This is a genomic window from Lysinibacillus canaveralius (assembly GCF_047301505.1).
GTDB lineage: Bacteria > Bacillota > Bacilli > Bacillales_A > Planococcaceae > Lysinibacillus_B.
Genome location: NZ_CP154840.1, coordinates 265,843 through 288,961 on the forward strand (window position 1 = coordinate 265,843; position 23,119 = coordinate 288,961).

The 23,119-nt window shown below is 41.9% G+C and carries 23 protein-coding genes; 17 read left to right on the top strand and 6 right to left on the bottom strand.

Annotated elements, in window-relative coordinates:
• Positions 1-66: 66 nt before the first annotated feature.
• Positions 67-693 (bottom strand): LysE family translocator, encoded by a 627-nt coding sequence (locus AA0Y26_RS01425; protein WP_413364502.1) that lies wholly within the window; start codon positions 691-693, stop codon positions 67-69.
• A 146-nt stretch (positions 694-839) separates the two neighbouring features.
• Between AA0Y26_RS01425 and AA0Y26_RS01430 the strand changes: the two genes are divergently transcribed.
• The gene (locus tag AA0Y26_RS01430) at positions 840-1,376 is read left to right on the top strand and encodes a YusW family protein (protein ID WP_413364503.1); all 537 of its coding nucleotides are present in this window, start codon (positions 840-842) and stop codon (positions 1,374-1,376) included.
• Between the two features lie 127 nt (positions 1,377-1,503).
• Here AA0Y26_RS01430 and AA0Y26_RS01435 read toward each other — a convergent pair whose 3' ends face one another.
• On the bottom strand, positions 1,504-2,379 hold the full coding sequence (locus AA0Y26_RS01435) for a MerR family transcriptional regulator (protein ID WP_413364504.1): 876 nt from the start codon (positions 2,377-2,379) through the stop codon (positions 1,504-1,506).
• An 804-nt stretch (positions 2,380-3,183) separates the two neighbouring features.
• Between AA0Y26_RS01435 and AA0Y26_RS01440 the strand changes: the two genes are divergently transcribed.
• The 6 genes from AA0Y26_RS01440 (at position 3,184) to AA0Y26_RS01465 (ending at position 9,578) form a co-directional block, all read left to right on the top strand.
• Positions 3,184-5,391, top strand: a complete 2,208-nt coding sequence (locus AA0Y26_RS01440) for an MMPL family transporter (protein ID WP_413364505.1) — start codon at positions 3,184-3,186, stop codon at positions 5,389-5,391.
• A gap of 329 nt (positions 5,392-5,720) precedes the next feature.
• Positions 5,721-6,335 carry a PH domain-containing protein gene (locus tag AA0Y26_RS01445; protein WP_413364506.1) on the top strand — a complete coding sequence of 205 codons (615 nt, stop codon included), beginning with the start codon at positions 5,721-5,723 and terminating at the stop codon, positions 6,333-6,335.
• 125 nt (positions 6,336-6,460) lie between these two features.
• Complete coding sequence (locus tag AA0Y26_RS01450; RefSeq protein ID WP_413364507.1) at positions 6,461-7,408, top strand: DUF4003 family protein; 948 nt, start codon at positions 6,461-6,463, stop codon at positions 7,406-7,408.
• 163 nt (positions 7,409-7,571) lie between these two features.
• Positions 7,572-7,883, top strand: a complete 312-nt coding sequence (locus AA0Y26_RS01455; RefSeq protein WP_413364508.1) for a hypothetical protein — start codon at positions 7,572-7,574, stop codon at positions 7,881-7,883.
• A 32-nt stretch (positions 7,884-7,915) separates the two neighbouring features.
• Complete coding sequence (locus AA0Y26_RS01460) at positions 7,916-8,635, top strand: metallophosphoesterase (protein ID WP_413364509.1); 720 nt, start codon at positions 7,916-7,918, stop codon at positions 8,633-8,635.
• A gap of 34 nt (positions 8,636-8,669) precedes the next feature.
• The gene (locus tag AA0Y26_RS01465; RefSeq protein WP_413364510.1) at positions 8,670-9,578 is read left to right on the top strand and encodes an HNH endonuclease; all 909 of its coding nucleotides are present in this window, start codon (positions 8,670-8,672) and stop codon (positions 9,576-9,578) included.
• Positions 9,579-9,827: 249 nt separating this feature from the next.
• On the opposite strand, the gene AA0Y26_RS01470 is transcribed toward AA0Y26_RS01465, so the two are convergent.
• Positions 9,828-10,448 carry a hypothetical protein gene (locus tag AA0Y26_RS01470; RefSeq protein ID WP_413364511.1) on the bottom strand — a complete coding sequence of 207 codons (621 nt, stop codon included), beginning with the start codon at positions 10,446-10,448 and terminating at the stop codon, positions 9,828-9,830.
• Between the two features lie 143 nt (positions 10,449-10,591).
• On the opposite strand from AA0Y26_RS01470, the gene AA0Y26_RS01475 reads away from it, so the two are divergent.
• Positions 10,592-11,611 (top strand): AbrB family transcriptional regulator, encoded by a 1,020-nt coding sequence (locus AA0Y26_RS01475; RefSeq protein ID WP_413364512.1) that lies wholly within the window; start codon positions 10,592-10,594, stop codon positions 11,609-11,611.
• Between the two features lie 61 nt (positions 11,612-11,672).
• Here the strand turns inward: AA0Y26_RS01475 and madM are convergent, their stop codons facing one another.
• A complete protein-coding gene (madM, locus tag AA0Y26_RS01480) occupies positions 11,673-12,434 on the bottom strand; it encodes a malonate transporter subunit MadM (RefSeq protein ID WP_413364513.1) in 762 nt (253 codons plus the stop codon).
• Entirely contained in the window at positions 12,418-12,825 is a 408-nt protein-coding gene (madL, locus tag AA0Y26_RS01485; RefSeq protein WP_413364514.1) for a malonate transporter subunit MadL, read from the bottom strand. The genes madM and madL overlap by 17 nt, the downstream gene beginning before the upstream one ends.
• Before the next feature lie 202 nt (positions 12,826-13,027).
• On the opposite strand from madL, the gene AA0Y26_RS01490 reads away from it, so the two are divergent.
• The 9 genes from AA0Y26_RS01490 (at position 13,028) to cyoE (ending at position 21,359) form a co-directional block, all read left to right on the top strand.
• Positions 13,028-13,678, top strand: coding sequence for a GntR family transcriptional regulator (locus AA0Y26_RS01490; protein WP_413364515.1), 651 nt, complete (start codon positions 13,028-13,030; stop codon positions 13,676-13,678).
• A 12-nt stretch (positions 13,679-13,690) separates the two neighbouring features.
• The gene (locus tag AA0Y26_RS01495; RefSeq protein ID WP_413364516.1) at positions 13,691-14,617 is read left to right on the top strand and encodes an ACP S-malonyltransferase; all 927 of its coding nucleotides are present in this window, start codon (positions 13,691-13,693) and stop codon (positions 14,615-14,617) included.
• A 4-nt stretch (positions 14,618-14,621) separates the two neighbouring features.
• Positions 14,622-16,280, top strand: a complete 1,659-nt coding sequence (mdcA, locus tag AA0Y26_RS01500) for a malonate decarboxylase subunit alpha (RefSeq protein WP_413364517.1) — start codon at positions 14,622-14,624, stop codon at positions 16,278-16,280.
• An 11-nt stretch (positions 16,281-16,291) separates the two neighbouring features.
• Positions 16,292-17,128, top strand: a complete 837-nt coding sequence (locus tag AA0Y26_RS01505) for a triphosphoribosyl-dephospho-CoA synthase (protein ID WP_413364518.1) — start codon at positions 16,292-16,294, stop codon at positions 17,126-17,128.
• Position 17,129: 1 nt separating this feature from the next.
• Complete coding sequence (locus AA0Y26_RS01510) at positions 17,130-17,426, top strand: malonate decarboxylase subunit delta (protein ID WP_413364519.1); 297 nt, start codon at positions 17,130-17,132, stop codon at positions 17,424-17,426.
• A complete protein-coding gene (locus AA0Y26_RS01515) occupies positions 17,419-19,101 on the top strand; it encodes a biotin-independent malonate decarboxylase subunit beta (RefSeq protein ID WP_413364520.1) in 1,683 nt (560 codons plus the stop codon). The genes AA0Y26_RS01510 and AA0Y26_RS01515 overlap by 8 nt, the downstream gene beginning before the upstream one ends.
• Complete coding sequence (locus AA0Y26_RS01520; RefSeq protein ID WP_413364521.1) at positions 19,095-19,718, top strand: malonate decarboxylase holo-ACP synthase; 624 nt, start codon at positions 19,095-19,097, stop codon at positions 19,716-19,718. The genes AA0Y26_RS01515 and AA0Y26_RS01520 overlap by 7 nt, the downstream gene beginning before the upstream one ends.
• A 98-nt stretch (positions 19,719-19,816) precedes the next feature.
• Positions 19,817-20,062, top strand: coding sequence for a hypothetical protein (locus AA0Y26_RS01525; RefSeq protein ID WP_413364522.1), 246 nt, complete (start codon positions 19,817-19,819; stop codon positions 20,060-20,062).
• 385 nt (positions 20,063-20,447) lie between these two features.
• Positions 20,448-21,359 carry a heme o synthase gene (cyoE, locus tag AA0Y26_RS01530; protein ID WP_413364523.1) on the top strand — a complete coding sequence of 304 codons (912 nt, stop codon included), beginning with the start codon at positions 20,448-20,450 and terminating at the stop codon, positions 21,357-21,359.
• 284 nt (positions 21,360-21,643) lie between these two features.
• Here cyoE and AA0Y26_RS01535 read toward each other — a convergent pair whose 3' ends face one another.
• Entirely contained in the window at positions 21,644-23,092 is a 1,449-nt protein-coding gene (locus tag AA0Y26_RS01535; protein ID WP_413364524.1) for a diguanylate cyclase, read from the bottom strand.
• Positions 23,093-23,119: the final 27 nt, after the last annotated feature.

Here is a 23,119-nt window from a genome sequence, read left to right on the forward strand (position 1 = left end):
AATTAGCTTGTGTGCCCTTATGCAGAAAGTCTGCGGATTTTTTTTGTGATCTGCAGAGGATGTTCACTACTCGGAATGGTCTGAAAAGGCGATGTTTACCCCGATAAAGGCGAGGAGTGAGCCTTCTAGTTTATGTAAATGCATGGAAAGGAAGCGATTTGTTGTCAGCCAGTAACCAATCCGGCCGGCAAGAAGGCTGACAACACTGAAAATAAAGAGGGCTTGAGCCAAAAATATACCTCCTAGCACTATCATTTGTTCAGGCACGTTCGTTCCCCCTTGTATAAATTGGGGAAGCAGGGCCAAAAAGAAGAGAGAGACCTTTGGATTCAGCAAATTCATAATAATTCCTTTTTGATATAGCTTTCCGTAGGCAACAGCGCTTTTTTCACTAAAGTGGACAGAACTAGTACCTGCTCGGAAGGCACAGAATGCTAAGTAGAGCAAATACGCAGCACCAGCAAATTTCACAATAGAAAAGATTGCTGATGAACTATAAATAAGAGCACTGATACCTAATACAGCAGCTGTAATATGTACAAGCAGCCCTGTACAAAGACCACATGCTGTCACAATTCCGGCCTTAACATCCTGAGAAATACTTTGAGCGATAACAAACAAAATGTCCGGGCCGGGCATTAATGTCAATAGAATAGCAGTTCCTAGAAAAGAAACAATTATAGCGGATTCCATATCTATTCCCCCTTCGATTTATTTTATCACATATAGACTGACTTTTTTGATTTTTCAAACATCAAAAAAATGATATGCGTCTGTATATTTTTTTGAAGACAGGGTATTGATATATCGTAATAAGTTATAGAGGGGTGGAATTTTATATGAAAAATGCAAAATGGCTGGCAATCCCGCTAAGTATGTTGTTATTGGCGGCTTGTGGCAATGATGACGAAGAAGTGAAGGATGTACCTGAGGATGCACCAACAGAACAAAATGATGGTACTTCTAATACCGGTACAACGGATAATGGCACTGCAGATAATACTGCTGATGATGCTAACAATGGTGCTAATAACAATGCAGTATCCAACGCCAATCCCGCCTTTGATTTCACACACTTTTCACTTGATGTCGAATACTCTATGACAGAAAGCTTTGAAGCGGAGTATGAAAATGAACAATCAGGTGTAGAGGCATCTATTGAAGATGATGTGAATGGTGAAAATGTATATGGCGATGAGGCTTATACACGATTAGAACCAATCTTCCAGGCATTCACTTTTGATGCATCAACTGCTGATGATGAAGTGATCGCAGAAGTGCTTCGTGCATTTAATCTGAAAGAAGATTATACGGATTTAGAATTAGAAGTACGCTTTGCGGACGGTACTGAAAAGGAATACAATAAACAAAAGTAATAGAAGGGCTATCTGACTTGAAAAGGTTAGGTAGCTTTTTATGTTTTGTAACTAATTTTGTAGCGGGGAATTTGAATAAAATAGGGAAAGAACAGAAAAGGACGAGAAAGAAATTTTCCCGCCTTTTCTAATGTGAAAACACATCATTTAAAGAATGTGCTTCTTGGATTGCTTCAAGCTTTACTTGTCCCATCACCCCAGCGCCTCCGAGAAAAAACTTTACATGAGGTACAGTTTTAGCAAAGGCATCAAGAGCTAAGAGGCTTTTTCCTCCGTCCTCCCATGCGGATTCGGTAGTAGCGCTCAATAATACGATTTCTGGATTGGCTAAGCGAACAGTAGATTCGATGGCTGTCGGTGCAGGAGCAGGTCCAAGCATCAGCGTACGGTAACCACGCAGCAAGCACTGAACGAGCAGGATTTGCATTGGAATTTCATGACGTTCATTTGGCAGACAGCTGCCTACAATAAGTGGAGCATTGTCTGGAACATAAAAGCGGCGGCGAACGTTTGCCAAAAAGTCACGAATCGTTTGGCTGCTGACCGCTTCCTGGTACTCTCCCCATTCTTTATCACACCAGAGCTGACCGATTCTTTGTAAGAAGGGAAGAATGACTTTTTGAATGGAAATCTCTATACCGAATTGATGATGTGCTTGTTCAAGGAGATGGAGAATCTTCTTATCATCAGCCAGCTTACCAGCCTCTTCCAGGGCATAAAGGAAATATCCGAATCGATCTACAGATTCTTCAATTACTTCCTCCAGCTCATCAGGCTCTTGTTGGACAAGCATGGCAGCTTGTTTGACCGAATGTCCAGCCTCAGTCAATGCTACAATTTTCTGAAGCAGCGACACTTCGGCCTGATTGTAGATACGATAGCCATTCTCCATTCTCTCAGGTGTAATAATGCCATATCGGTCTTCCCATTTTCGAATTACCTGTTTAGATAAACCTGTCATGTCAGCCACTTGCTGAATTGAGTATGTCAGCTTTTTATTCATTCAATCACCCCCGATTTCTGAATTTATTCTCGATGTGCTACTAACATTCAACAGAAAAAAGAAGGAGTTGTCAAACATTGTATAATGAGTGTATAATCTTTGTATAACATCTGAAGGTTTTACCTATAAATTTATAAATGAAACAACAAAAACAGGAGATTTTTTTTAAAATAAAAATTTCAAGTTATACAGATCAGTTTTTTCTTATATATATTGTACAACGTTTGTTCTCGTAAAAGAGAAAAGTTCTTACCAAATGGGAGGATTGGGATGAGTAAATGGGGAATGGAGAAGTTGTCAGCATAGAAAAGGTCTGTCTTCAATGTTGAGGGAAAATTACAAGCTGTATATATTTTGTCTAACTGGCAAGAGCGGCGGAAACGTCCTCTTAGTTTGAGGTGTCAGGAGCTTAATAAGCGGATGACTGATCGTTTAAGGTAAAAAAAGCGACAAAAGGTATTTTGAAATAGCGGGAAATGTACTGCACCTGAAATAGGAACATGAAATTACGCTAGAAAGAATCGAATTACTTATTTAAAGACACAAGAAGCTTTTTTGGATTTAAATGGATAAATTATTGGGTATACTTCATTACTAGTATTAGTTTCAGATGACGATCGGAATTCCCTGTAGGAAGACCAGACCAGCAACTTTTGAATGTGGAAAAATTCTAAGACAACTTTTGCTGTAAAGAGAGCAGTCTTATCGGCTGCGGTATAGAGAAGTAGCATGATGGTTTGCGGCTAGATTACCCGTGAAATGTAAAGAAACGAAAATCTATTGGAGTAGAAAAGAGGAAGTCACATGAAAAAACACCCGTTGGAAAGATGGGGAGAAGTGGTAGGGGGCAAGAAGACGAGATGGGTTACCCTTGCACTCTGGATTGCCATGGCGGTTATACTTGCCATGATTTTCCCGCAAGTAAATAGTGTAGATAACTATGCTGGTCCTGACTTGCCAGCTGAACTGATGTCCCAGCAAGCTGATAATTTGCTGGGCGAACAGTTTCCATCAGATTCCGGCATTCCATTATTGATTGTATGGTATAAAGAAGCCGGATTGGAAATGACAGATATAGAAGGTATTCAAAAATTATACGCAGAGCTCGGGGCAAACCCGCTGCCCGGACAGGAAACTCTTCCTCCATTCGATCAGATGCCACCACAAGCGCTGATGGGGTCGGTATCTGAAAACGGATCTTCCATCGTAACACCTGTATTTTTTAGTACAGATGCAAATACAGAAACGTTAAAGGAAAATCTAGCGGAAATTACACGTATTACAGAGGAACAAATTGGTGAAAATCCCTATAATACATCTTTAAATGATGATGTATTGCATGCCCGCTTCTCGGGGCCTGTAGGAATTTCAGTGGATGCGACTGACTTATTTAAATCTGCTGACTTCCAGCTAATGGTAGCTACAGTTATTATTATTCTCGTTATTTTACTGCTAATTTATCGTTCTCCAATTTTAGCGATCGTTCCGCTAGTTGTCGTGGGCATTGCATTTATGGTTGTGAGCCCGCTTTTAGGGTGGATGGCCGAGTCTGGCTGGATTGACAAGGATGCACAGGCCATCTCTATTATGATTGTACTTTTATTTGGGGCAGGTACAGACTACTGTCTATTCCTGATTACACGCTATCGTGATATTCTCCTAGAAGAGGAAAATAAATTCCTGGCTCTTGCACAGGCCATTCGCGAATCTGCTGGCGCTATTGTTATGAGCGGATTGACAGTTGTAATCGGTCTTGCAACACTGGCGTTAGCAGACTACGGGGCGTTTCAGCGCTTTGCTGTTCCATTCAGCTTTGGCGTGCTGCTGACAGGTATTGCTGTTTTGACACTCCTTCCAGCAGTGCTTGCGGTTCTAGGAAGAACAGCATTCTGGCCGTTTGTACCACGTACAACTGAGATGGCGAAAGCTTATGCTTCACAAAAGAAAAAGCCGTATAAGGAGCCGAAGCAAAACCACCGCTATATGCGGAAGCTTGGAAACTTTGTAACAAGTAATCCTTGGCTTGTCATCATTTTGACAGGAGTTATATTAATCGGCTTGGCATATGCATCAACTCATATTAAATATAATTATGATTTATTATCTTCCTTCCCAGAGGATATGCCATCACGTGAAGGCTTTACCTTAATAGAGGAGAACTTCACACCAGGTGAGCTAGCACCAGTACAGGTGCTGATTGACACAGAAGGAAAAGACGTAAATATTTCGAATGAGCTGGCGGCATTGCCTTATATTGATTTAGTAAGTGAAGTGCGAACAGGACAAACGAATCCAAATATTCAGTTGTATGAAGTAGATTTAAATAAAAATCCATATTCGAATGAAGCGATGGATGATGTAGAGCAAATGAAGACAGATATGAAGGAAATTATGACAGGCGCTAGTCTAGCAGAAACAGACTTTTGGCTTGGTGGAGAGACGAGTGCACAGCTTGATACAAAAGAAGTGCAATATCATGATGAAAAGCTAATCCAGCCAGTTATGATTGTCATTATCTTCCTTGTATTGCTTGTTTATCTACGAGCCCTTATCACAGCAGTACATTTGATGGTTACCGTAATTGTGTCGTTCTTTGCAGCGCTAGGGGCAGGATGGCTCATCATTCATGGATTACTTGGTCATGAAGCGATGGCTAGTGCTATCCCATTGTATAGCTTCGTGTTCATTATCGCACTTGGCAATGACTATAATATCTTTATGATCTCTGATATTTGGAAAAATCGCAAACGGGATCGTAAGCATGCGGATTCAATCGCAGGGGGCGTTGCTTCAACCGGAGCAGTTATTACTTCAGCAGGATTAATTTTAGCAGGTACATTTGCAGTGCTTGCAACATTACCAATCCAATTACTTGTTCAATTCGGTATTGTTACAGCGGTGGGTGTACTTCTTGATACATTCATTGTAAGACCTTTGCTTGTACCAGCCCTTATTACGGTTTTCGGTAAGTTTTCTTACTGGCCAAGTAAGCTATGGAGAAAAGAGTTATAGAATATGTAAGCACCATTCCTATAGGATAATGCTCTGAGTAAAGACAAAGTCGATAATCGACTTTGTCTTTACGTTTTTTAAAGAGCTTTTCTAAGGAGGCTTTACCCAGTCTGTTTTGAAAATGCTTGCTAGACAAGGTGCGCTGACGAGCGAGGCAAGCAGCGCTGAATGAAAGCATTTGTCAACAGACTGAGCACCATTCCTTGGGATGTTGCTTTTCTATTCTGGATAATTGATGAAGTTTTTTCTGCTACCTGCTATAATTTATTTGAAACTTTTCGAATTTTTGGTCGTATATTTACTAAGTAATTACAGGAGGGGGAACCCATATGTTTAAAAAAATTGCTTCTGACGCATTAGGTTTATCTGATATTGGTGTAGTTGTACCACGTTCAGATTTTGACAAAACAGATGCCGATGATTTTATCTTTAATGAGATTGATGAAGAGATTTACTTTTTAATCAAGACAAAGTCAGACGAGTACTGCTTCACAAACTACGGACTAATTCATGTGGACGGAACAAGCGCATTAAGTAAAAAGCGCCTGCTTCGTCGCTATGACTACGAACACTATACAATCGATAATGTGTTTCTTGAAACAGCGGGTACAATTGATCTGGATGTAGAAATTAAGTTTACAATCGGCAGTACTGCTCTTTCCATTGATATCCATAAGAGATTTATTAATGAAATCAAAGATTTATACAAGGCGCTTCATGCTATTTCGCTTGAGCAGAAGTTAAACGCCTACAAGTTGGATGCGGCTAAACAAAGTTTGACAATTGCATCTACAGCGATTGGACGGAGCGGGAATACAGAGACAATGGCGTCTGCCTCTTTTGAGCAGATCACGGCATTTTCACATGACTGGCTCATTCAAAATAGGGAAGCTTTCATGAAAAAAGATTTTGGCGCGACATTTGAGCGATATATTAATAATTAACGGACACAGGCACCAAGCACACTGCGAGGTGTCTTTTCCTTTCAATTTCAATTGGTTAGAAAGATGAGGCTATTTTTCTATTAACCTGTTAAATAGAGATAGAAGACAATAAAGAGGTGTCATGTATGAATGAAAAAGTAAAACTGTTCCTTGAGAATTTGAGGAATGTTCATTTGTTTTTTGGAAAGGGAGCTATACAAACAGGGGAAAGGGTAGCTGCAAAGCTGGCGATAAAGGGAATGGCTTTCTCTGTTAAAGAGTATGAGGAAGCAGTGAAAACAATTAAAACAAATACAAAATGGTATCAGAAAATTAGAATGAACCAAAAACTGCAGCATCTCTATTATGCACAATTTGCTGGACAGCTGCACAAAATAGAGCAGGCGCTTGTCTATCAGAAGAACATAATGATTGGTGGAGAAGAAGCCTACCGGGCAGCGATGTATATTAGAGAAGCAGGACAGATCTCTAAAATGAAAGATATCTACAATATTTTAAAGAAGAAACCGGGAATGAAGTGGTTCCCTATATCGCAGGCTTTACTTGCGGTACTTGCTGGGAGGCCAGAATCGGCCGATGAGCTGGCTACGGCTTATGAAGACTACTACAATCGCTTAACCGACTTGAATTGGTATAGTGGCAAACAAGGAAAGCTTGCGGCCCTCCTGCTCGTCTTAGGAACGGGCACATTCGAGGCATCTGTGTGGGAGCGAGTTTGCATACTTTCCAAGATTATGGAAGATGAAGATAGGCTCGAGTTGGATACCTACAATGTGATCTGCCTATTGGCTCTTGCCCGTGTAGAAGCAGAAGCACTACCCGAAATATATGCGATACACGATATTCTTGATGAAAGAAGCGAAGACCTTCCGCTAGGTGATGACCTGCTTTTGATAGCAGCACAGCTCTATACATCTAGTGAGGCTTATAGCGATATACCGGAAATGGATGCATCAGAAGTAGATTTCCTTGATCTTGCGGGCTCTGTCATTGACGGGGCATTCGATGGATCTAGTGGCAGCGGAGATGGTGGAAGTGATGGTGGAGGAGATGGAGGCGGCGGTGGAGATTGAAACTGCTGCAGAGTGTTTAGGAACGTGTATGATTTCCACATACAATAAATAATAAAAATTCTTTATATGCTCCCAGGCCATTTTTCTTTCGATTGTATAAATAGAGGGAGAAATAAAGGCTGATGACACAATTAGGGGGAATAGAGTAAAACGTGAATTGCTGATGGCTTATACATACTATTGGGAAGCTTGCCGCGGGAGGCTGCCGGCGGTAGCTTTAACCGAAAAAGATAAAACCGCCATCAGCCAGTTTCTTTATCATAACCTTTTTAATATACAAGAAATCGTGTATGTACTATCATGCGCTGGCAGGAGTTATACACTGTTTTTAGCACACCAGCCAAGAGAGGCTGCGGGGCTTCCTGAACAGATCTATCATATGACAGAACATTTTCTAGATAGAAGAGAAAACATTTATAAGAAATTAATTATTTTATTTTCCTTATTTTTCTATAAGCAAGTAAAAGGGGTATAATAAATGTAACCAATTGGACAGGGAGAATTGTTATGAATTTATTTATTGTTAGCGATATTCACGGTATGTACAAGCAGTTTGAGGAAATATTACAGCACTGGGATGGAGAAAGCCAGCTTGTCATTTTAGGAGATATGATCGACCGAGGGGAGTATTCTTATGAGGTAGTACAGCGCGTGATGGACCTTCAGCAGCAGCATCCTGAAAAGGTCATTGTCATGAAGGGGAATCATGAAGATATGCTGATGTACTATGTAGACGGAAGGATGAAGGACCCGACACCGTTTTTAGTAAATGGCGGATTAGAAATGTTACGCTCATTTATCAAAGATTTGGATGAAGGAGCGGTTGAACAAAATGCAGCCATTCTAAGAACGCAATTTGCAGCAGAAATTGAATTTTTGCGAAAAGCTCGCCATTATTATCAATACGGCAATTTGCTCATCACGCATGCAGGCTTCGATTCCTCACTTGAAGATTGGCAGAATACAAGTACTCAAGATTTTCTATGGATCCGCAATCATTATAAAGAAGAAAATAAAACTGGGTTAATTAATATTTTTGGTCATACGCCAACACGTAATATGCATGAAGTGGATGATATTTGGGTTAGCCCATCTGGTACTTATATTGGCATTGACGGCGGCTGTGCATATGGGGGCCAGTTAAATGCGCTCCTCATCAGTGAGCAGGGGGAAGTGTTAAATACATTTGTGGTTTGCTCGACGAAAGAAACGGAAAGTAAAGAATGATAAAATTAAAAAACATTAAAAGGTGAACAACAAGATGAATTTTTACATCGTCATGCAAGGGCGTACGTATCTAGAGGAGAAATCAAAAGGTGTTATTTGGTCTTTGATCAAGGATAAAAGCGGACAAACCCCGCACTTTTGGGAACGAATGAAAGAGGTAAAGGCAGGAGACGCAATTTTTCATTATGTAAAGGGAGAAATTGTTGCAATAAGTATAGCCAGCCAGGATTGCCATGAGGGGAAGAGTCCATATCAAGCGAGTGACAGCACATTAGGATTTACCGTTGAAACGGCCTACGAGGAGCTGGAAAGACCGCTTTCTATTAAAGAGAATCTTCAGGCAATCCAACCGTTGCTGCCATTGAAATATTCGGCTTTTCAGGAGGATGGAGATGGGAATCAGGGCTACCTCTATCCATGTAATGAGCTATTGGCGCTTAAATTGCTTGAACTGATAAGTGATTTAAATATTTATGAGGAAGCTCAAGAGCAGCTTGAGTTTGCGATCGGTACTATTGCAAGTAAAGAACGCAATACACTGATTCCTGTATTAGCAGAGACTGAGTCTGAAGCAAAAAAGAAACTGCGAAAAGGGAAAAAGAAATTTAAACAAGGCTTATCGCCCCTATGGGATCATCAATGTGCGCTCTGTGGGATTAACTTACCGGAACTGCTAAGGGCTACTTATTCGAAACCTTGGAAAGACAGTACAGATGAGGAGCGGCTGGATATCTATAATGGGTTATTGTTATGCTGTAACCATGAAATTTTATATGACCAAGGATATATTGCCTTTGATGGCTCAGGTAAAATTCATATCTCTAATGAGATCAGCAATAGCGAATACGGAAAATATGGTATACATTCCAAAATGCGTATCAACCGAAGAGAAGAAAATAAACCTTATTTTAAATGGCATAAGCGGAATATTTTTAGAAAATAAAAGAGAGGGCTCCCGGTATTTTACCAGAAGCCGTCTCTTTTAAGTTTCTACTAAGTAGTGGTAAATATCGTATTGTACAGGTTGCTCAAGAATCATGTTCATTGTGACAACTACTACACAATTTAAATATTGGACCGTAAGAAGGAGAAAGGTTTTCTAACAAAATAATAACGTTGGTCGCAATTATAATAAATAAAGAAAGGTGTCTTCCTTGTTAAAAGTTCTTTCAAAATAAAAAACACACCACAATTATTCATGATGTGTCCTGTTATGTGTATCAATTGTATAATGAGCCTGATTAATGGCCTGCTCGACAAGCTGGCTGAAACGATTTCTGCGCGTATCGTCTCGGGCGAGCAAAGAGGTGATCAGACGCTGCTGAATATAGAGTGTCTCATCGTTGGAATTCTGTACATCCTGTTCATCAAGCAAATAATAATGACGGCTTTGGTTTTTATCGAACACTTCATTGGCTGTTTCTTTATTATTGCGAATGAGCACAAAATCGATCCAGCGCATAAAATGAAAGCCTAAATAATAGCTAAGAATAAATAACCGATCGGCATCGTTTTGCCAGCTCCGTAAGAATTCAGGGATTTCTGCTGACGCATTTAGCTTCTCCATAAAATAAAAATTGTACTGATGGGAGAAATTCTTTTCTACCTTCGTAATAGTTACTTTCGGATATCGCCCGAGAAGTTTCCAACAGTTCAGGACGGTTGCGAGTGCATCCTCTCTGTTATGAATCTTTGCAGTAAGCGGGGGAAGCTGGGGGCTCCATTTTTGATACAAACTTTCAAACTTCTGCAGCTCATCCTCAGTTAATGAAACTAAACAGTGTTGAACAGTTAACTTTATTGTCCCTCTCATTATCCATCCCTCTATTATAGTTTATTAGTGAATAATATATTAATTGAATAGTGGGAAAAATACAACCTGAAATATAAAAATTTTGCTTAAAATAGATAAAGTAGTAAAGTAGAGGGCAAACATAGAAAAGGAGGGGGCTTTAGATGAAAGGAATTGTTAAAGTACTGTTCATTGCTTTAGCTGGTGCACTGGTGTTTAGCTTTTTGCATTTTCCACTTCCGTGGTTACTCGGGTCTATCTTTACGGTGCTGATCAGTCAGTTTGCAGTACAGGGAGAGCTTTCGTGGCCGCCCATTTTGCGTAATACAGGCTTGATCATTGTAGGAGTGGCAATTGGCCAGCAATTCGACCTTTCTTTATTCAATGGGATGGGCTTACTCTTTCTCTATATGGCAGTGCTAAATATAGGGCTTATCGCTTTTGCTGTAATTTTAGCAATTTGGACAACGAAGTGGACTGGCATGTCCCTAAAGACCTCACTAACGGGAAGTATTCCCGGCGGGTTGTCGCAATTTGTTTTGTTTGCTGAAGAGGAGAAGGATATCGACCTGGCAATTGTAACTTTCTTTCATATTATTCGGGTAGTAGCTGTCGTCCTTGTTATTCCATTCATCGTCTCAGGAGATATCGTGACTGACGGAGGGCAGGCAGATTCATTTAACTTGTGGCTTATCCCGGTATTTTTCCTAGCTGCTTGTTCAGTATGGGTGGGTCTGAAAATAAAGCTGCCTGTTGCACATTTTTTAACGCCTGTTTTATTAGTGATCGTCATACATATGTTTGGATTGGAAGTACCGCCCATTCCCGTATCTTTGCTTCATGTAGCACAACTACTGATAGGAGCTTATATTGGGCTGCTTTTGAAGCCTCATATGATTCGTCTCCCTAAAAAAGTGTTGATGGCAGGAATAATCAATACAGCGGCTCTTATCGTCGTAACTTATTTTGGAAGTTTAGCTGTTCAGTGGCTGCTTGGCTATTCTTTTGCTACAAGCTTTCTAAGTACAGCTCCGGGAGGGCTTGACCAAATGGGGCTTCTTGCCGCTGCGGTAGGGGCGGATATTTCCATTGTAACCGTATTTCAATTATTCAGGCTGTTGTTTATCTTTCTGGTTGTACTTCCGCTGCTGAAAATGGTGACGCGGAAAATGATAAAATCCTAGCCTGCTTCTGCAGGCTAGGATTTTATAAATTTGACACATAAACTGTATATTGTTTTATTTTTTACCAAACCATATCTGTTAAAATAAACAATAGGGTTGGGCATAATAAACAGCCTAAACCTGTATAAAAAGTTGCTGTAACGGCACCGTACGGGACCAAACGTGGGTCCGTTGCAGCAAGTCCACCTGTAACTCCGGAAGTTGTCCCCATCAGACCGCCATATACCATGGCAGTAAGCGGATTGTTAAGTCCAATCCATTTTGCTACGAATGGTGTGCCAATCATCACCAGTACCGATTTGATTAAACCAGCTGCGATGCTGATGGCAATTACCTCAGAGCTTGCACCAAGGGCTGCACCAGTTACTGGGCCGACGATGTATGTCACTGTCCCCGCGCCAATTGTAGCTAAGCTGACAGCATCTGTATAGCCGAACGCAACAGCGAAAATTACACCGATGACAAAAGATAGTATGACACCGATAAATAATGAAAGGGTACCTCGTGCACCAGCTTTTTTTATTTCATCAAAATTGGCACCGAAAGAAGTTGCTACGATTGCAAAGTCACGAAGCATGCTTCCGCCTAAAAGGCCGATACCTGCTAAGAAAGAAATATCAGCCAACCCTTTAGTGCCCCCACTGTAAGCGCCACCAATATAAGAGAGAATTAATCCGAGAAGGATGGCAATTGCAGAACCATGAATGAAACCCCGTGTCAGTTTGTTTGAAATTAAATAGGCAAGCCACATCGTAACACCGACAATTAAGAATCCTGTAATTAATCCGTTGCTTTCGAGCAGTCCTTTAATTGTTTCCCACATTCAAATCCCCTCCTGTGTTAAATTCCACTGCAGCTTCTTTTGCTTTTTTACCACTAAGCAGCGGCACACATGCCCAACTGATCACAACCACTGCAATGCCGCTGATGATAGCAAGCGGACCTCCTGTCAATGCACCAATCACATTTTGGCTTGAAGCCATGGCGATAACGATTGGAATATACATTCCGTTCCAAAAGGCAAGGCCGTCTTGGGCGGGTAAACTAATCTTCCCGGACTTAACCAGTTTATCTACTGTAATAATTAGCAGAATCATAGCTACCCCTACACCGCCAACATTGGAATCGACACCCATTGCTATGCCAATGAATTCTCCAACCAACATCCCCGCTAAATAGCATCCAGCCAGAATTGCGACACCGTAAATAACCATTTACACATCCACCCCTTATAGAATTTTTGAAAATTCAGTCGACTGTATTCTGTTTTCATCATAAAACAGCATTTATCAATAATCAAGGATAATTTATGCTTAAAGCAGAATAAAAAGTAAAATTGTATTGAAAAAAGAATATTCATAAAATATAATAATTGTATACAGTCGACCGTATTTCTAGGAAACAGGGGGTTTAGGTATGGAGTATTTCAATCAGTCATTTGATAATGCCCTATCAAGAACAATAGCAGAAAAATTATTAGAAAATATTTTATCAGGAGAATTAAGGCCTGGAGATAAGGTTGTGGAAAGTGTATATGCCGATCAATTCAATACAAGCAGATCACCGGTGAGGGAAGCCATTTACTTATTATCTACTGAAGGATTAATTGAGAGAGTTCCTCGCAAAGGTGCCTTTATTAAGGGTTACACAATTGATGATGTACGCGACCTATTGGATATACGAAATCATTTGGAAATGTTAGCTGCAGACCGTATCCAAGAACCTCATAAGCAGAAAACGCTATTGGAGGAAATGAAGTTAGTGTTGAAAAAGATGGAGAGCTGCAAGTCCCAAATCGACTATACTCATGCCAATTATGAGTTTCACTTTATTTTAGTGAAATTCAGTGGAAGCCCGGTGTTAATTGAGATGTATAGCAAGATTGCATTACCACTACTGCGTATTCAGGTCATTCATTTTTCAAGAGAAAGAATGATAGAAAAATCCATTGACGAGCATAAGGCTATATATGAGTTATTGAAGAACAATGGGTTGGATGAATTAAAGACAATCTTACGTAAGCATACAGAAGATGTAATCCATAGTGTTCGTAAACAACTTCTTTAGGAGGGGGAGCCGTTGAAGACAGCTTTTCTATTTCCAGGTCAAGGGACGCAATACCCCGGCTTTTTAGAGGATTTACCAGATATGGCGGTCGTTCACGGGACATTGAAAGAAGCAGAACAGATATTGGAAACAACAATCAATTCGCTTCATAGCCCATATGCGCTTTCCACTACAAAAGCAGTGCAGCAAAGTTTGCTTATTGCAGGGGTAGCGATGTCACGCCTTTTGGAGCAGGAGGGAGCTAAACCAGATTATGTAGCAGGGCATTCTGTAGGAGCATTTGGTGCAGCTGTTGCCGCTAAGTCCTGTACATTCGAGCAGGCGCTGAAGCTTGTTACATTACGGGGACAGATGATGGAGCAAAGTTTGGATCTGCAATATGGCATGGGGGTTGTTGTCGGACTAACGGAAGATAAGCTGATAGATATCGTAGCCGAATTCCATACCGAGGAGCAGCCAGTCTATGTATCAAACCAAAATTCGCCGACACAGATCACGCTTTCTGGAAACAAAAAAGCGATACAACGAGTACTGGAGTACGTAGAAAGAAAAGGGGCGCGTTCCGCTAAGCTGCTGAATGTTTCTACACCTTCGCATTGTCCGCTTTTTGAACATGTGAAGGATGTATTAGAGCAAGAGATGGATAATATGTTATTTCAGCGTCCCAAGATACCGATAGCTGCCAACCGCAATGCCAGGCTGTTGCGTCAGGCAGAGGCAATTAAGGCCGATTTGGCTGAAAGCATCTGCCATCCAGTGAAGTGGCATGATGCTACCAATGTTTTATATGAAAATGGTGTTCGCATTTTTATAGAGATGCCGCCGGGGGATGTATTAACAAAACTTGCGAATACAGCATTTCCGGGTGTACGTGCCGTCAGTACCCAAAAGGTGGCGGTTGAAGATGTGTTATACATTTTAAATCACAAAGGGGTGTAGATAGATGGTCATATTGAATAACCAGACACAAGGGAGAAACTGGACAACAAGACTGGATGCGAAAAAAGAGCAACTTGAAAAGGTAAAAGGAATGGTAGATGGGGTCATCATTCCAACTGAAAAGATCGTAGATGTATTAGAAAAGTTAATCAGACCGAAAGACCGTGTCATTATGGAGGGCAATAATCAGAAGCAAGCATCATTCCTCTCGAAAGCGCTTGTTCAGGTCGATCCAGGAAAGGTATACGATTTGCATATGATTATGTCGAGTGTTTCCAGACCGGAACATTTGGACATTTTCGAGGAAGGTATCGCCAAAAAGATTGATATGTCCTATGCAGGGCCACAAAGTTTGCGAATAGCCCAGATGATTGAAGATGGCCGTTTGGAACTGGGTGATCTCCATACGTATGTAGAATTATATGGCCGTCTGTTCATTGACTTAATTCCGAATGTGGCACTTGTGGCCGCTGATAAAGCGGACCGTGCTGGCAATCTCTATACGGGACCAAACACAGAGGAGACACCGACGTTTGTGGAAGCAGCTGCGTTCAGTGATGGTATCGTTATCGCGCAAGTAAATGAAATTGTGGATGAATTGCCACGTATTGATATTCCAAGCTCTTGGGTTGACTTCGTCGTACAAGCGGATGAACCTTACGAATTAGAGCCGCTATTTACAAGAGATCCGCGGCATATTACAGATATCCAGATTTTACAGGCAATGATGTGCATAAGAGGTATCTATGAAAAGCATGGTGTACAGTCGTTAAATCATGGAATCGGTTTTAATACAGCGGCGATTGAACTATTGCTGCCCACATATGGCGAACAATTAGGATTAAAGGGGAAGATTTGCAGAAACTGGGTGTTGAATCCTCATCCAACGCTAATCCCTGCTATCGAAACAGGTTGGGTTGAAAGTGTTCATTGCTTCGGAGGAGAGCTGGGTATGGAAAAATATGTTGAGGCTCGCCGGGATATTTTCTTCACAGGAAGGGATGGAAGTCTCCGTTCAAACCGTACATTGGCACAACTCGCCGGGCAATATGCTGTAGACTTGTTTATCGGATCGACATTGCAGATGGACGCGCTTGGCAATTCCTCAACAGTTACGAAGGGACGTGTGGCCGGATATGGCGGGGCACCAAATATGGGACATGACCCGGGTGGACGTCGTCATTCGACAGAGGCATGGTATAACATGATGACATCGAAAGATGAATTAGCACGAGGGAAGAAGCTGGTTGTCCAAGTGGCAGAAACGTTCCAGGATGCAAATCAGCCGGTATTCGTTGAAAGACTTGATGCTGTGGATGTAAAGAAACAAGCAGGACTGGCAGTGGCACCAGTGATGATCTATGGGGAGGATGTAACCCATGTGGTGACGGAGGAAGGGATTGCTTACCTTTATATGAGTGACAGTCCTAGTGAACGCCGGCAGATGATTGCGGCTGTCGCAGGCGTGACGCCAATTGGCATGAAACATGATGCGACAGCGACAGCGCTTCTGCGAGAACGAGGACTTGTGGCATTACCGGAAGATTTAGGTATTCGGCGTGCAGAGGCGAAGCGTTCACTACTTGCTGCTAAAAATATAGATGAATTAGTTCAGTGGTCGGGTGGTTTATATGAACCGCCTGCCAAATTCCGCAGCTGGTAGGGGGGAGCGTAGTGGAGAAGGAACTACTGTGCAGAGAGATTGCGCAAGGAGCCACTCGTGCATTAATCAGAGAAGTAACTCTAACTCCTAAACCAGGGCTGGTGGACATGTGGGATACCGGATCCCATCAAGATTTAACGTTATCTATGATGAAGGATTCAGCTTACGCACTATATGATACATTTTACGACATGGCTATGCTTTGTTACGGAGAGGTTCCTTCTTTAACAATTCGTGAAAAGTTCGGCGAAATCGGGCGTCAAGGTGAAGCAATGATGTTTGCTGTGACGGGTGGAGTCAACACACATAAAGGAGCAATCTGGTCATTGGGTCTGCTGGGAGCAGCCTGTGCCATGCTAAAAGGAATTGGAACTCCAGAGGAATTGTGCCTTAAAGCTGGAGAATTGGCTAAGATTGAAGACCGTTTTGTGCCCATGCTTGAAACAAATGGAAGCAGAGCAGTTAAGAAATACGGTTTAAGGGGAGCGAGGCAGGAAGCACAGGAAGCTTTTCCTCATATATTGTCTGCCAGTTTACCGGTCTATCAAAGAGAGTCGGCTAATGGAGAGAAACGAGCAGCATTGCTGGCGTTATTAAGCCTGATTGCCACCTTGGAAGATACGTGCCTTGTGCACCGAGGGGGTATCGAGGGACTTAAATATGCGCAAGCATATGCCTACAGGCTGCTGAAAGATAAAAATGTGGCAGGTATGGTCAAGATGAACCAGGATTTCATTACTCGTCACTTGTCACCCGGAGGCAGTGCAGACCTGCTTGCAGCCACATTTTTCATCAGCACATTACAACAGCTTCAATCAAAACATTTACATGTCATAAGGGGTGTATAACATGGAGAAGTTAACGTTTACGTTACCTGCCACAAAACAGGTAAAGAAGAGTGCACATGTCGGTGTGGTAGGGTCAGGAGATTTAGAAGTATTGATCGAGCCGATTGAGGGAAATGAAAGCATCATTGAAGTCCGGACAGGTGTTACGGGATTCAAGGAAACTTGGCAAAAGGTAATCGAACGCTTTATCATACAGCAGGATGTCCTCGCCAAAATCTCTATCAACGATTTTGGAGCAACACCAGGCGTCGTATCAATTCGGCTGGCTCAAGCAGTGGAGGTGAGTAATAATGATTAATGCATTAACAGTAAGTCTTGTTGAAAGCGGAGCACGTGAACGGGCTTTCCATCTGCTTGATGAAGGTAGCGGTCAGGAGATTTTAGGACCATATGATCGCTTTGAATCTCCCCATCTAGAAGCTCAAAATATTGTCCCTCAGTATGATGATGGCATGATTATTGTGAAAGGAACAATTGAAGGCAGGACTGCCCTGGTGATTTCGATAGAGGGAAGTTTCCAAGGTGGGGGTATCGGGGAAGTATCTGGTGCCAAATTTGCCGGAGCGCTGGAAAAGGCAGTTGAGGAATGCAGAGAAGGGAATCTTGTATATCCGGTCATTATTTATGATACTGGGGGTGTCCGGCTGCAGGAGGCGAATTACGGTTTGCTCTCCATTGCAGAAATCAGCTCAGCCATTGTAGCATTACGCCAATACGTACCAGTTGTAGGTGTCATTCCAGGCAAAATCGGCTCGTTTGGCGGTATGTCTCTTACTGCGGGGCTTTGCAGCGCATTAATTATGACGAGAGAAGGCCGGCTGGGGATGAACGGTCCGGAAGTTGTAGAGCAGGAAGCAGGTATCCGTGAATTAAATGCAAAAAATAAGCAGCTAATCTGGAAAATGATTGGTGGAGCAAATCGAAAGAATGCAGGGTTGGCAGATAGTGTCGTGGAGGATGATGTCTCTAACTATCGTACAGCCATATTAGATATATGGAATGGTGAGACAGGCCAAGTTCCTCAGCGTACCTTGCAATACGAGGAATTTTTAGCGCTGTTTAAGTCCCTTAATCTTCAGGAACGGATAGAAGCGGTGGATGCTGTTGAATTGTTATCTAACCGAAGCAGTGTGAACGGTAAAATGGAATTGCCAGACGAACCGAAAGAAAGCCGGGGACGTACATGGTTTGAGAAATTGGCAAATGGTGCTCACTCCATTTCAGAAGTCCCATCTGTTTTAGTGGCAGATGGGGAAGTAGAAGGGATTTCTGCTCGTTTCATTGCAGTGGTGCCTAATAGAGCAAATAGTTATTATCGTGCTCAAAATGGAGAGGTTGGACTACTTGAAGGCTGGACAATAGCAAAATACGTTCACCAGGCAATAGAGGAGGACAGCAAAAGTGGTACTAAACGACTCATTGTGCCGATTGTTGATGTCCCTAGCCAGGCATTTGGCTATCATGAAGAGCTGTTTGGTATTTATCTTTCATGCTCAGCGGCGGTTGATGCCTATGCGACAGCTCGCCTAAACGGCCACCCAATTGTTACGGCAATCGTTGGAAAAGCTATTTCCGGTGCATTCTTGTCCCATGGAATGCAAGGAAACCGCTTGATTGCCCTTGATGATGAGGAAATTCAGGTGCATGTTATGTCCAAAAAATCAGCGGCACTCGTCACGATGCGAACAATCGAGGAGTTGGATGCGACAGCGGCAAATGTGCCTTCTATGGCTTATGATATCCACTCTTTCCAAAAGCTCGGAGCATTATTTTCATTATTAAAAGGGGTACACGGGCAAGTACCTACCGATAGCTGTGTTGGAAAGGTCACAAGAGAAATCAAGCGGGCCTACGAGGATATTTTAGAAAGCAAAGATCGTTCACTTCGTGTTCGTCTAGAATCAGATACAGCCAAGCAGTATGGACGGGTCGCTTCCATTAAGGTGAGAGAAAAGATTGATGAACAATGGTAAATGTACATGACATCGTCCGTTTTCAAGATAGAAGTGTCATCACTTTCCATGAGACAGTGCCGGATTGGCTATACACACGTCCGGCGTCCCAGCACTATGCAGTAGCAAGAAGGATGAAAACAACTGCCTCGACAGTCGCTATAGGGATTCGAGGGAAAGAACGAAGTGAACGGATTGCAGGTTTTATTAATGAACAAGATATAGAACAGGTAATCACCCCACAATCATTAGTTAGAAATCTGGCACAGTATCGAGATAGTTCGTTCTATCCTTTTTTATCCGAAGTTGATACTATCATTGCTCCGTTTCGTTTGGAGTGGGGACCTACAGGCAGTATTGGCTTTGAGCTGGCGACAGGCATTCCAGTGGCAACGGAGACAAGTGATCTGGATATGACGGTGTATGTACCACCTGACCTGGATTATCAAGTGCTGGAGCAATTATATGAAGAGTTGCAGCAGTGTTCTTTTCGGATCGATGTACAAATCGAATTTGAAGACGCCGGGGCAGCTCTGTTGCCGGACATTATAAAATTTAAAAATGGATTTTTATTAAGAACATCATCAGGGCCGCTTATGGCAAGTATTATAAATGGTCAGGTAAGAATTAAAGCATAATTATACCTATAAATTCGAGAGCCAAGAGATAGAGTGAGCGCTCCTATGTTATAAGCCGAGGAAAGGGTGAAATAATATAGGGGAAGAGGTGATCTTGAATGGAATTCTACGGTGTCAAGGAATGCGATGTGTGCTTTGATTTGGTCGATGCCACAAATCGCCGGCAGTACGAGTTTGTCGATTCTCACAATGTATATTGTTTCATGTGCATCGGCTGCTACGAAAGAATGCTCGATATGACAGAGGAGCAGCTTGATCACTTTTTTCCGTCTCATATCCAACGAAAAGTCATAACTAAATATGAAGGGGTTCCTTTTATTAAATGGGTCAGCCCGCTTACCTGAAAACGTGTGAATGCCGCTAGCTTCACACGTTTTTTCTTGTTAAGAAATCCGTATATGGAGTATACAGGCTAAAGTAGATAGTTTAAAACAGTGTATCTAGTATTAGAGGAATGCTTGTACAGCAGGGGAGCAGAATATTCTTTTACAAGCAATGAAATCACGATTAGAAAGTGGGCATTGATTCATCAAAGGACAGCGGAGATAGTTCATAATAATAAAAGCGAAGGCACGAGGAAATTTGTTAGGAATATTTTATTAAATCATACAAAAATAATGACACGAACTATTAACAATAACTTGTGTCATTTATAAGAAAAAAGTCTACCCTATTGGAAGTTAGGTAATGGTTGGGTTATACTAATGGAAGTGATTATATGAGGGAGCAATGAAAAGAGACGAAATGGAGAAGCAATCTTATTCTAAATTGTGGGCACAGGCAGTCAAAACAGGGATTATTAAATCAAATTTAGTCCCTATGGTAGCTGGTTTGATGCTTGCATTATATACCTATGAACTTAGTTTTATTGATAATATATGGAATCTTATTTTAGCTTTTGCCGGATCAGCGGCCGTTATTGCGGCGGCGGGTTCATTTAATAATGTATATGACCGCGATATTGACGCGGTGATGACCCGCACAAAAGTTCGTCCGACGGTAACAGGCGCTCTCAGTGTGAAAACGGTTTTAATCGTGGCGGTTGTTTTATTGGTTATAGGGTTAGTCTTACTTTATATGACGACACCACTGGCGGCTCTTTTAGGCTTTCTCGGTGTATTTCTCTATGTTGTGCCATATACAATGTGGACAAAGCGCCGAACAATATGGAATACAGAGGTTGGCAGTATCTCAGGAGCCGTGCCCCCGCTGATTGGGTGGGCAGCTGTGGCGCCGGATATTTGGCATCCTGCGTGCTGGGCGCTTTTCATCATTATGGTCATTTGGCAGATGCCGCACTTTTACGCGATTGCGATTCGTAAGCGTGATGATTATGCGGCAGCAAATATTCCAATGCTGCCTGTAGTAAAGGGTGAACGCCGGACATACATCCAGTCGAATGTATATTTGATTCTATTGATTTTAACAAGTTTCCTCTTTGCTCCTTTGAGCTGGGGATTGACACTCGTATCGCTTATTTTAGGGGCGGTATGGCTATGGCTGAGCTTTGTTGGCTATCGTAAAATGGAAGGGAAAGCATGGGCGAACAAAATGTTTGGCTTTTCTCTTATCCACATGGTTGTCTTATTTGCGACAGTCATTATTTATTCATCAGTAGGCTTACTTTTACGTGCTTTTTAAAAATGTGCCGGGGCGATTATGCTTCGGGCATTTTTTATTTTTCCCAAAAATAAAACATCCTCTACGAAAGAGGATGGCAGAGTAAAGACAAAGTCACTTTTTGACTTTGTCTTTACGTTTTTTCAACTAGTTTTATAAAGGTATGTTTTACTCAGCCTGTCTTGAAAACGCTTGCCAGACAAGGCGCGCCGACGAGCGAAGACACCAATAGAACCTAAGTTCATGGGGGGACGAGCGAGGCAAGCAACGCTGGATGAAAGCGTTTGTCACCAGGCTGACATCCTCTACGAAAGAGGATGGCTTGAACAATTGGTATGAGAATTTGTATTAGAAAGTGTAACGATTTGATTTTTCCCTTGGTTTTTCGCCATATAGAGTGCCTGGTCGGCTATTTGGAACAGCTGCTTGAATTGGCCCGCAATGACGCTTGTAGTTGATACTATACCCATACTAATAGTAAATTGAATTTCATAATTTTGCCCTGTAATTTTCATTCCTGTGAGGGCCTGAAACAGCTTTCCAATTTTATGCATTAAATGCTCTTCAGGAAAATCCCTAAATAGAATGACAAATTCATCTCCACCATAACGGCCGACTATCGTTTGTTCTTCTTGAATGACATGCCGGCACATTTGTCCAACTGCTTTGATCACTTCGTCTCCCACGAGATGCCCGTATTCGTCATTAATCGTTTTAAAGTCATCTACATCAAAAACTACACAGCATATATGATCCTGTGTCCTTAGCCATTGATCACATGCCGCTTCTAAATAATGACGCGTGTAGACCCCAGATAATGAATCTATATTAGCGAGCCGCTCGAGTGTAGACATATTATATTGAATATCCAGCTCCTCGATTTTTGAACGAACGCATTCTTTGTATAGCTCTTCCATCATCTGCGTATATTTTTTCATATAGTAATAGGCTAGCTCGAAGTTTTTTAGCTTTTCATAAGCATGCGCCTGTTGAAGGTAAACCCTTTTCAACAAGCTGCTGTTCTGGGTAGTAAAGGCAAGCTTCTCTGCTTCTGTCAATAAGGAAACGGCATGCTGAATATCTCCTTCCTTGAATGTAAGGAGACTTTGTATGTATAGATAACGGCTCCGTTCAAGCGGGCTGCTTTGAGTGAAAGGGTTACGGCCCGTTATCTTCAAAGCAAATGCAGCTTCAGGCAATCTGTCCAATGATACATAAGCGATTGAAAGTAGACTATAAATGTGGCACTGTATTCGGGAATCCTTAGAAGTATGGAGCTCAGCAATTGCCAAGGCGTCTTGAGCAGTCGTAAGCGCATCTTCATATTGTTCAGTCATAAGGTGAATATAACTCAGCATACTATAGCTGATGCATAATTCGTGGGGTAAATTCAAGGACCTGGCAAGGTGAATACATTCTTCTGTGGACTCTTTCGCTTTTTTGTAGTTTAGTTCATATTCATAGATCAGAGATTGGAGATGACATAGATTATATTGTTCATATTGAGCACCGTATTCATCGCATAATTTTTTATACAGTAAAATACTTTGGAAAGCACGTTCACTTTGTCCCATACAGTAGTAGCAAGTAGCGATACTGATATGGGCGAGCATTGCACCATAAGGATTTTTGGTTCGGTCGCATTCTTCTAAAAAGACGCGCATGACGTCAATCGCTTCCTCATAGCGCCCTGCCGCATACAAGTAATCATATTCGGTGTCTATCTGTACAGTTGGCTTATATTTTACCCTCATCTGTCTCCCCTCCTTATTAATATGAAA

What these genes read in the sequence shown, in the direction of transcription:
- AA0Y26_RS01425 (WP_413364502.1), bottom strand. Translation starts at nt 693, where the DNA reads ATGGAATCCGCTATAATTGTTTCTTTTCTAGGAACTGCTATTCTATTG.
- AA0Y26_RS01430 (WP_413364503.1), top strand. Translation starts at nt 840, where the DNA reads ATGAAAAATGCAAAATGGCTGGCAATCCCGCTAAGTATGTTGTTATTG.
- AA0Y26_RS01435 (WP_413364504.1), bottom strand. Translation starts at nt 2,379, where the DNA reads ATGAATAAAAAGCTGACATACTCAATTCAGCAAGTGGCTGACATGACA.
- AA0Y26_RS01440 (WP_413364505.1), top strand. Translation starts at nt 3,184, where the DNA reads ATGAAAAAACACCCGTTGGAAAGATGGGGAGAAGTGGTAGGGGGCAAG.
- AA0Y26_RS01445 (WP_413364506.1), top strand. Translation starts at nt 5,721, where the DNA reads ATGTTTAAAAAAATTGCTTCTGACGCATTAGGTTTATCTGATATTGGT.
- AA0Y26_RS01450 (WP_413364507.1), top strand. Translation starts at nt 6,461, where the DNA reads ATGAATGAAAAAGTAAAACTGTTCCTTGAGAATTTGAGGAATGTTCAT.
- AA0Y26_RS01455 (WP_413364508.1), top strand. Translation starts at nt 7,572, where the DNA reads ATGGCTTATACATACTATTGGGAAGCTTGCCGCGGGAGGCTGCCGGCG.
- AA0Y26_RS01460 (WP_413364509.1), top strand. Translation starts at nt 7,916, where the DNA reads ATGAATTTATTTATTGTTAGCGATATTCACGGTATGTACAAGCAGTTT.
- AA0Y26_RS01465 (WP_413364510.1), top strand. Translation starts at nt 8,670, where the DNA reads ATGAATTTTTACATCGTCATGCAAGGGCGTACGTATCTAGAGGAGAAA.
- AA0Y26_RS01470 (WP_413364511.1), bottom strand. Translation starts at nt 10,448, where the DNA reads ATGAGAGGGACAATAAAGTTAACTGTTCAACACTGTTTAGTTTCATTA.
- AA0Y26_RS01475 (WP_413364512.1), top strand. Translation starts at nt 10,592, where the DNA reads ATGAAAGGAATTGTTAAAGTACTGTTCATTGCTTTAGCTGGTGCACTG.
- madM (WP_413364513.1), bottom strand. Translation starts at nt 12,434, where the DNA reads ATGTGGGAAACAATTAAAGGACTGCTCGAAAGCAACGGATTAATTACA.
- madL (WP_413364514.1), bottom strand. Translation starts at nt 12,825, where the DNA reads ATGGTTATTTACGGTGTCGCAATTCTGGCTGGATGCTATTTAGCGGGG.
- AA0Y26_RS01490 (WP_413364515.1), top strand. Translation starts at nt 13,028, where the DNA reads ATGGAGTATTTCAATCAGTCATTTGATAATGCCCTATCAAGAACAATA.
- mdcA (WP_413364517.1), top strand. Translation starts at nt 14,622, where the DNA reads ATGGTCATATTGAATAACCAGACACAAGGGAGAAACTGGACAACAAGA.
- AA0Y26_RS01510 (WP_413364519.1), top strand. Translation starts at nt 17,130, where the DNA reads ATGGAGAAGTTAACGTTTACGTTACCTGCCACAAAACAGGTAAAGAAG.
- AA0Y26_RS01515 (WP_413364520.1), top strand. Translation starts at nt 17,419, where the DNA reads ATGATTAATGCATTAACAGTAAGTCTTGTTGAAAGCGGAGCACGTGAA.
- AA0Y26_RS01520 (WP_413364521.1), top strand. Translation starts at nt 19,095, where the DNA reads ATGGTAAATGTACATGACATCGTCCGTTTTCAAGATAGAAGTGTCATC.
- AA0Y26_RS01525 (WP_413364522.1), top strand. Translation starts at nt 19,817, where the DNA reads ATGGAATTCTACGGTGTCAAGGAATGCGATGTGTGCTTTGATTTGGTC.
- cyoE (WP_413364523.1), top strand. Translation starts at nt 20,448, where the DNA reads ATGAAAAGAGACGAAATGGAGAAGCAATCTTATTCTAAATTGTGGGCA.
- AA0Y26_RS01535 (WP_413364524.1), bottom strand. Translation starts at nt 23,092, where the DNA reads ATGAGGGTAAAATATAAGCCAACTGTACAGATAGACACCGAATATGAT.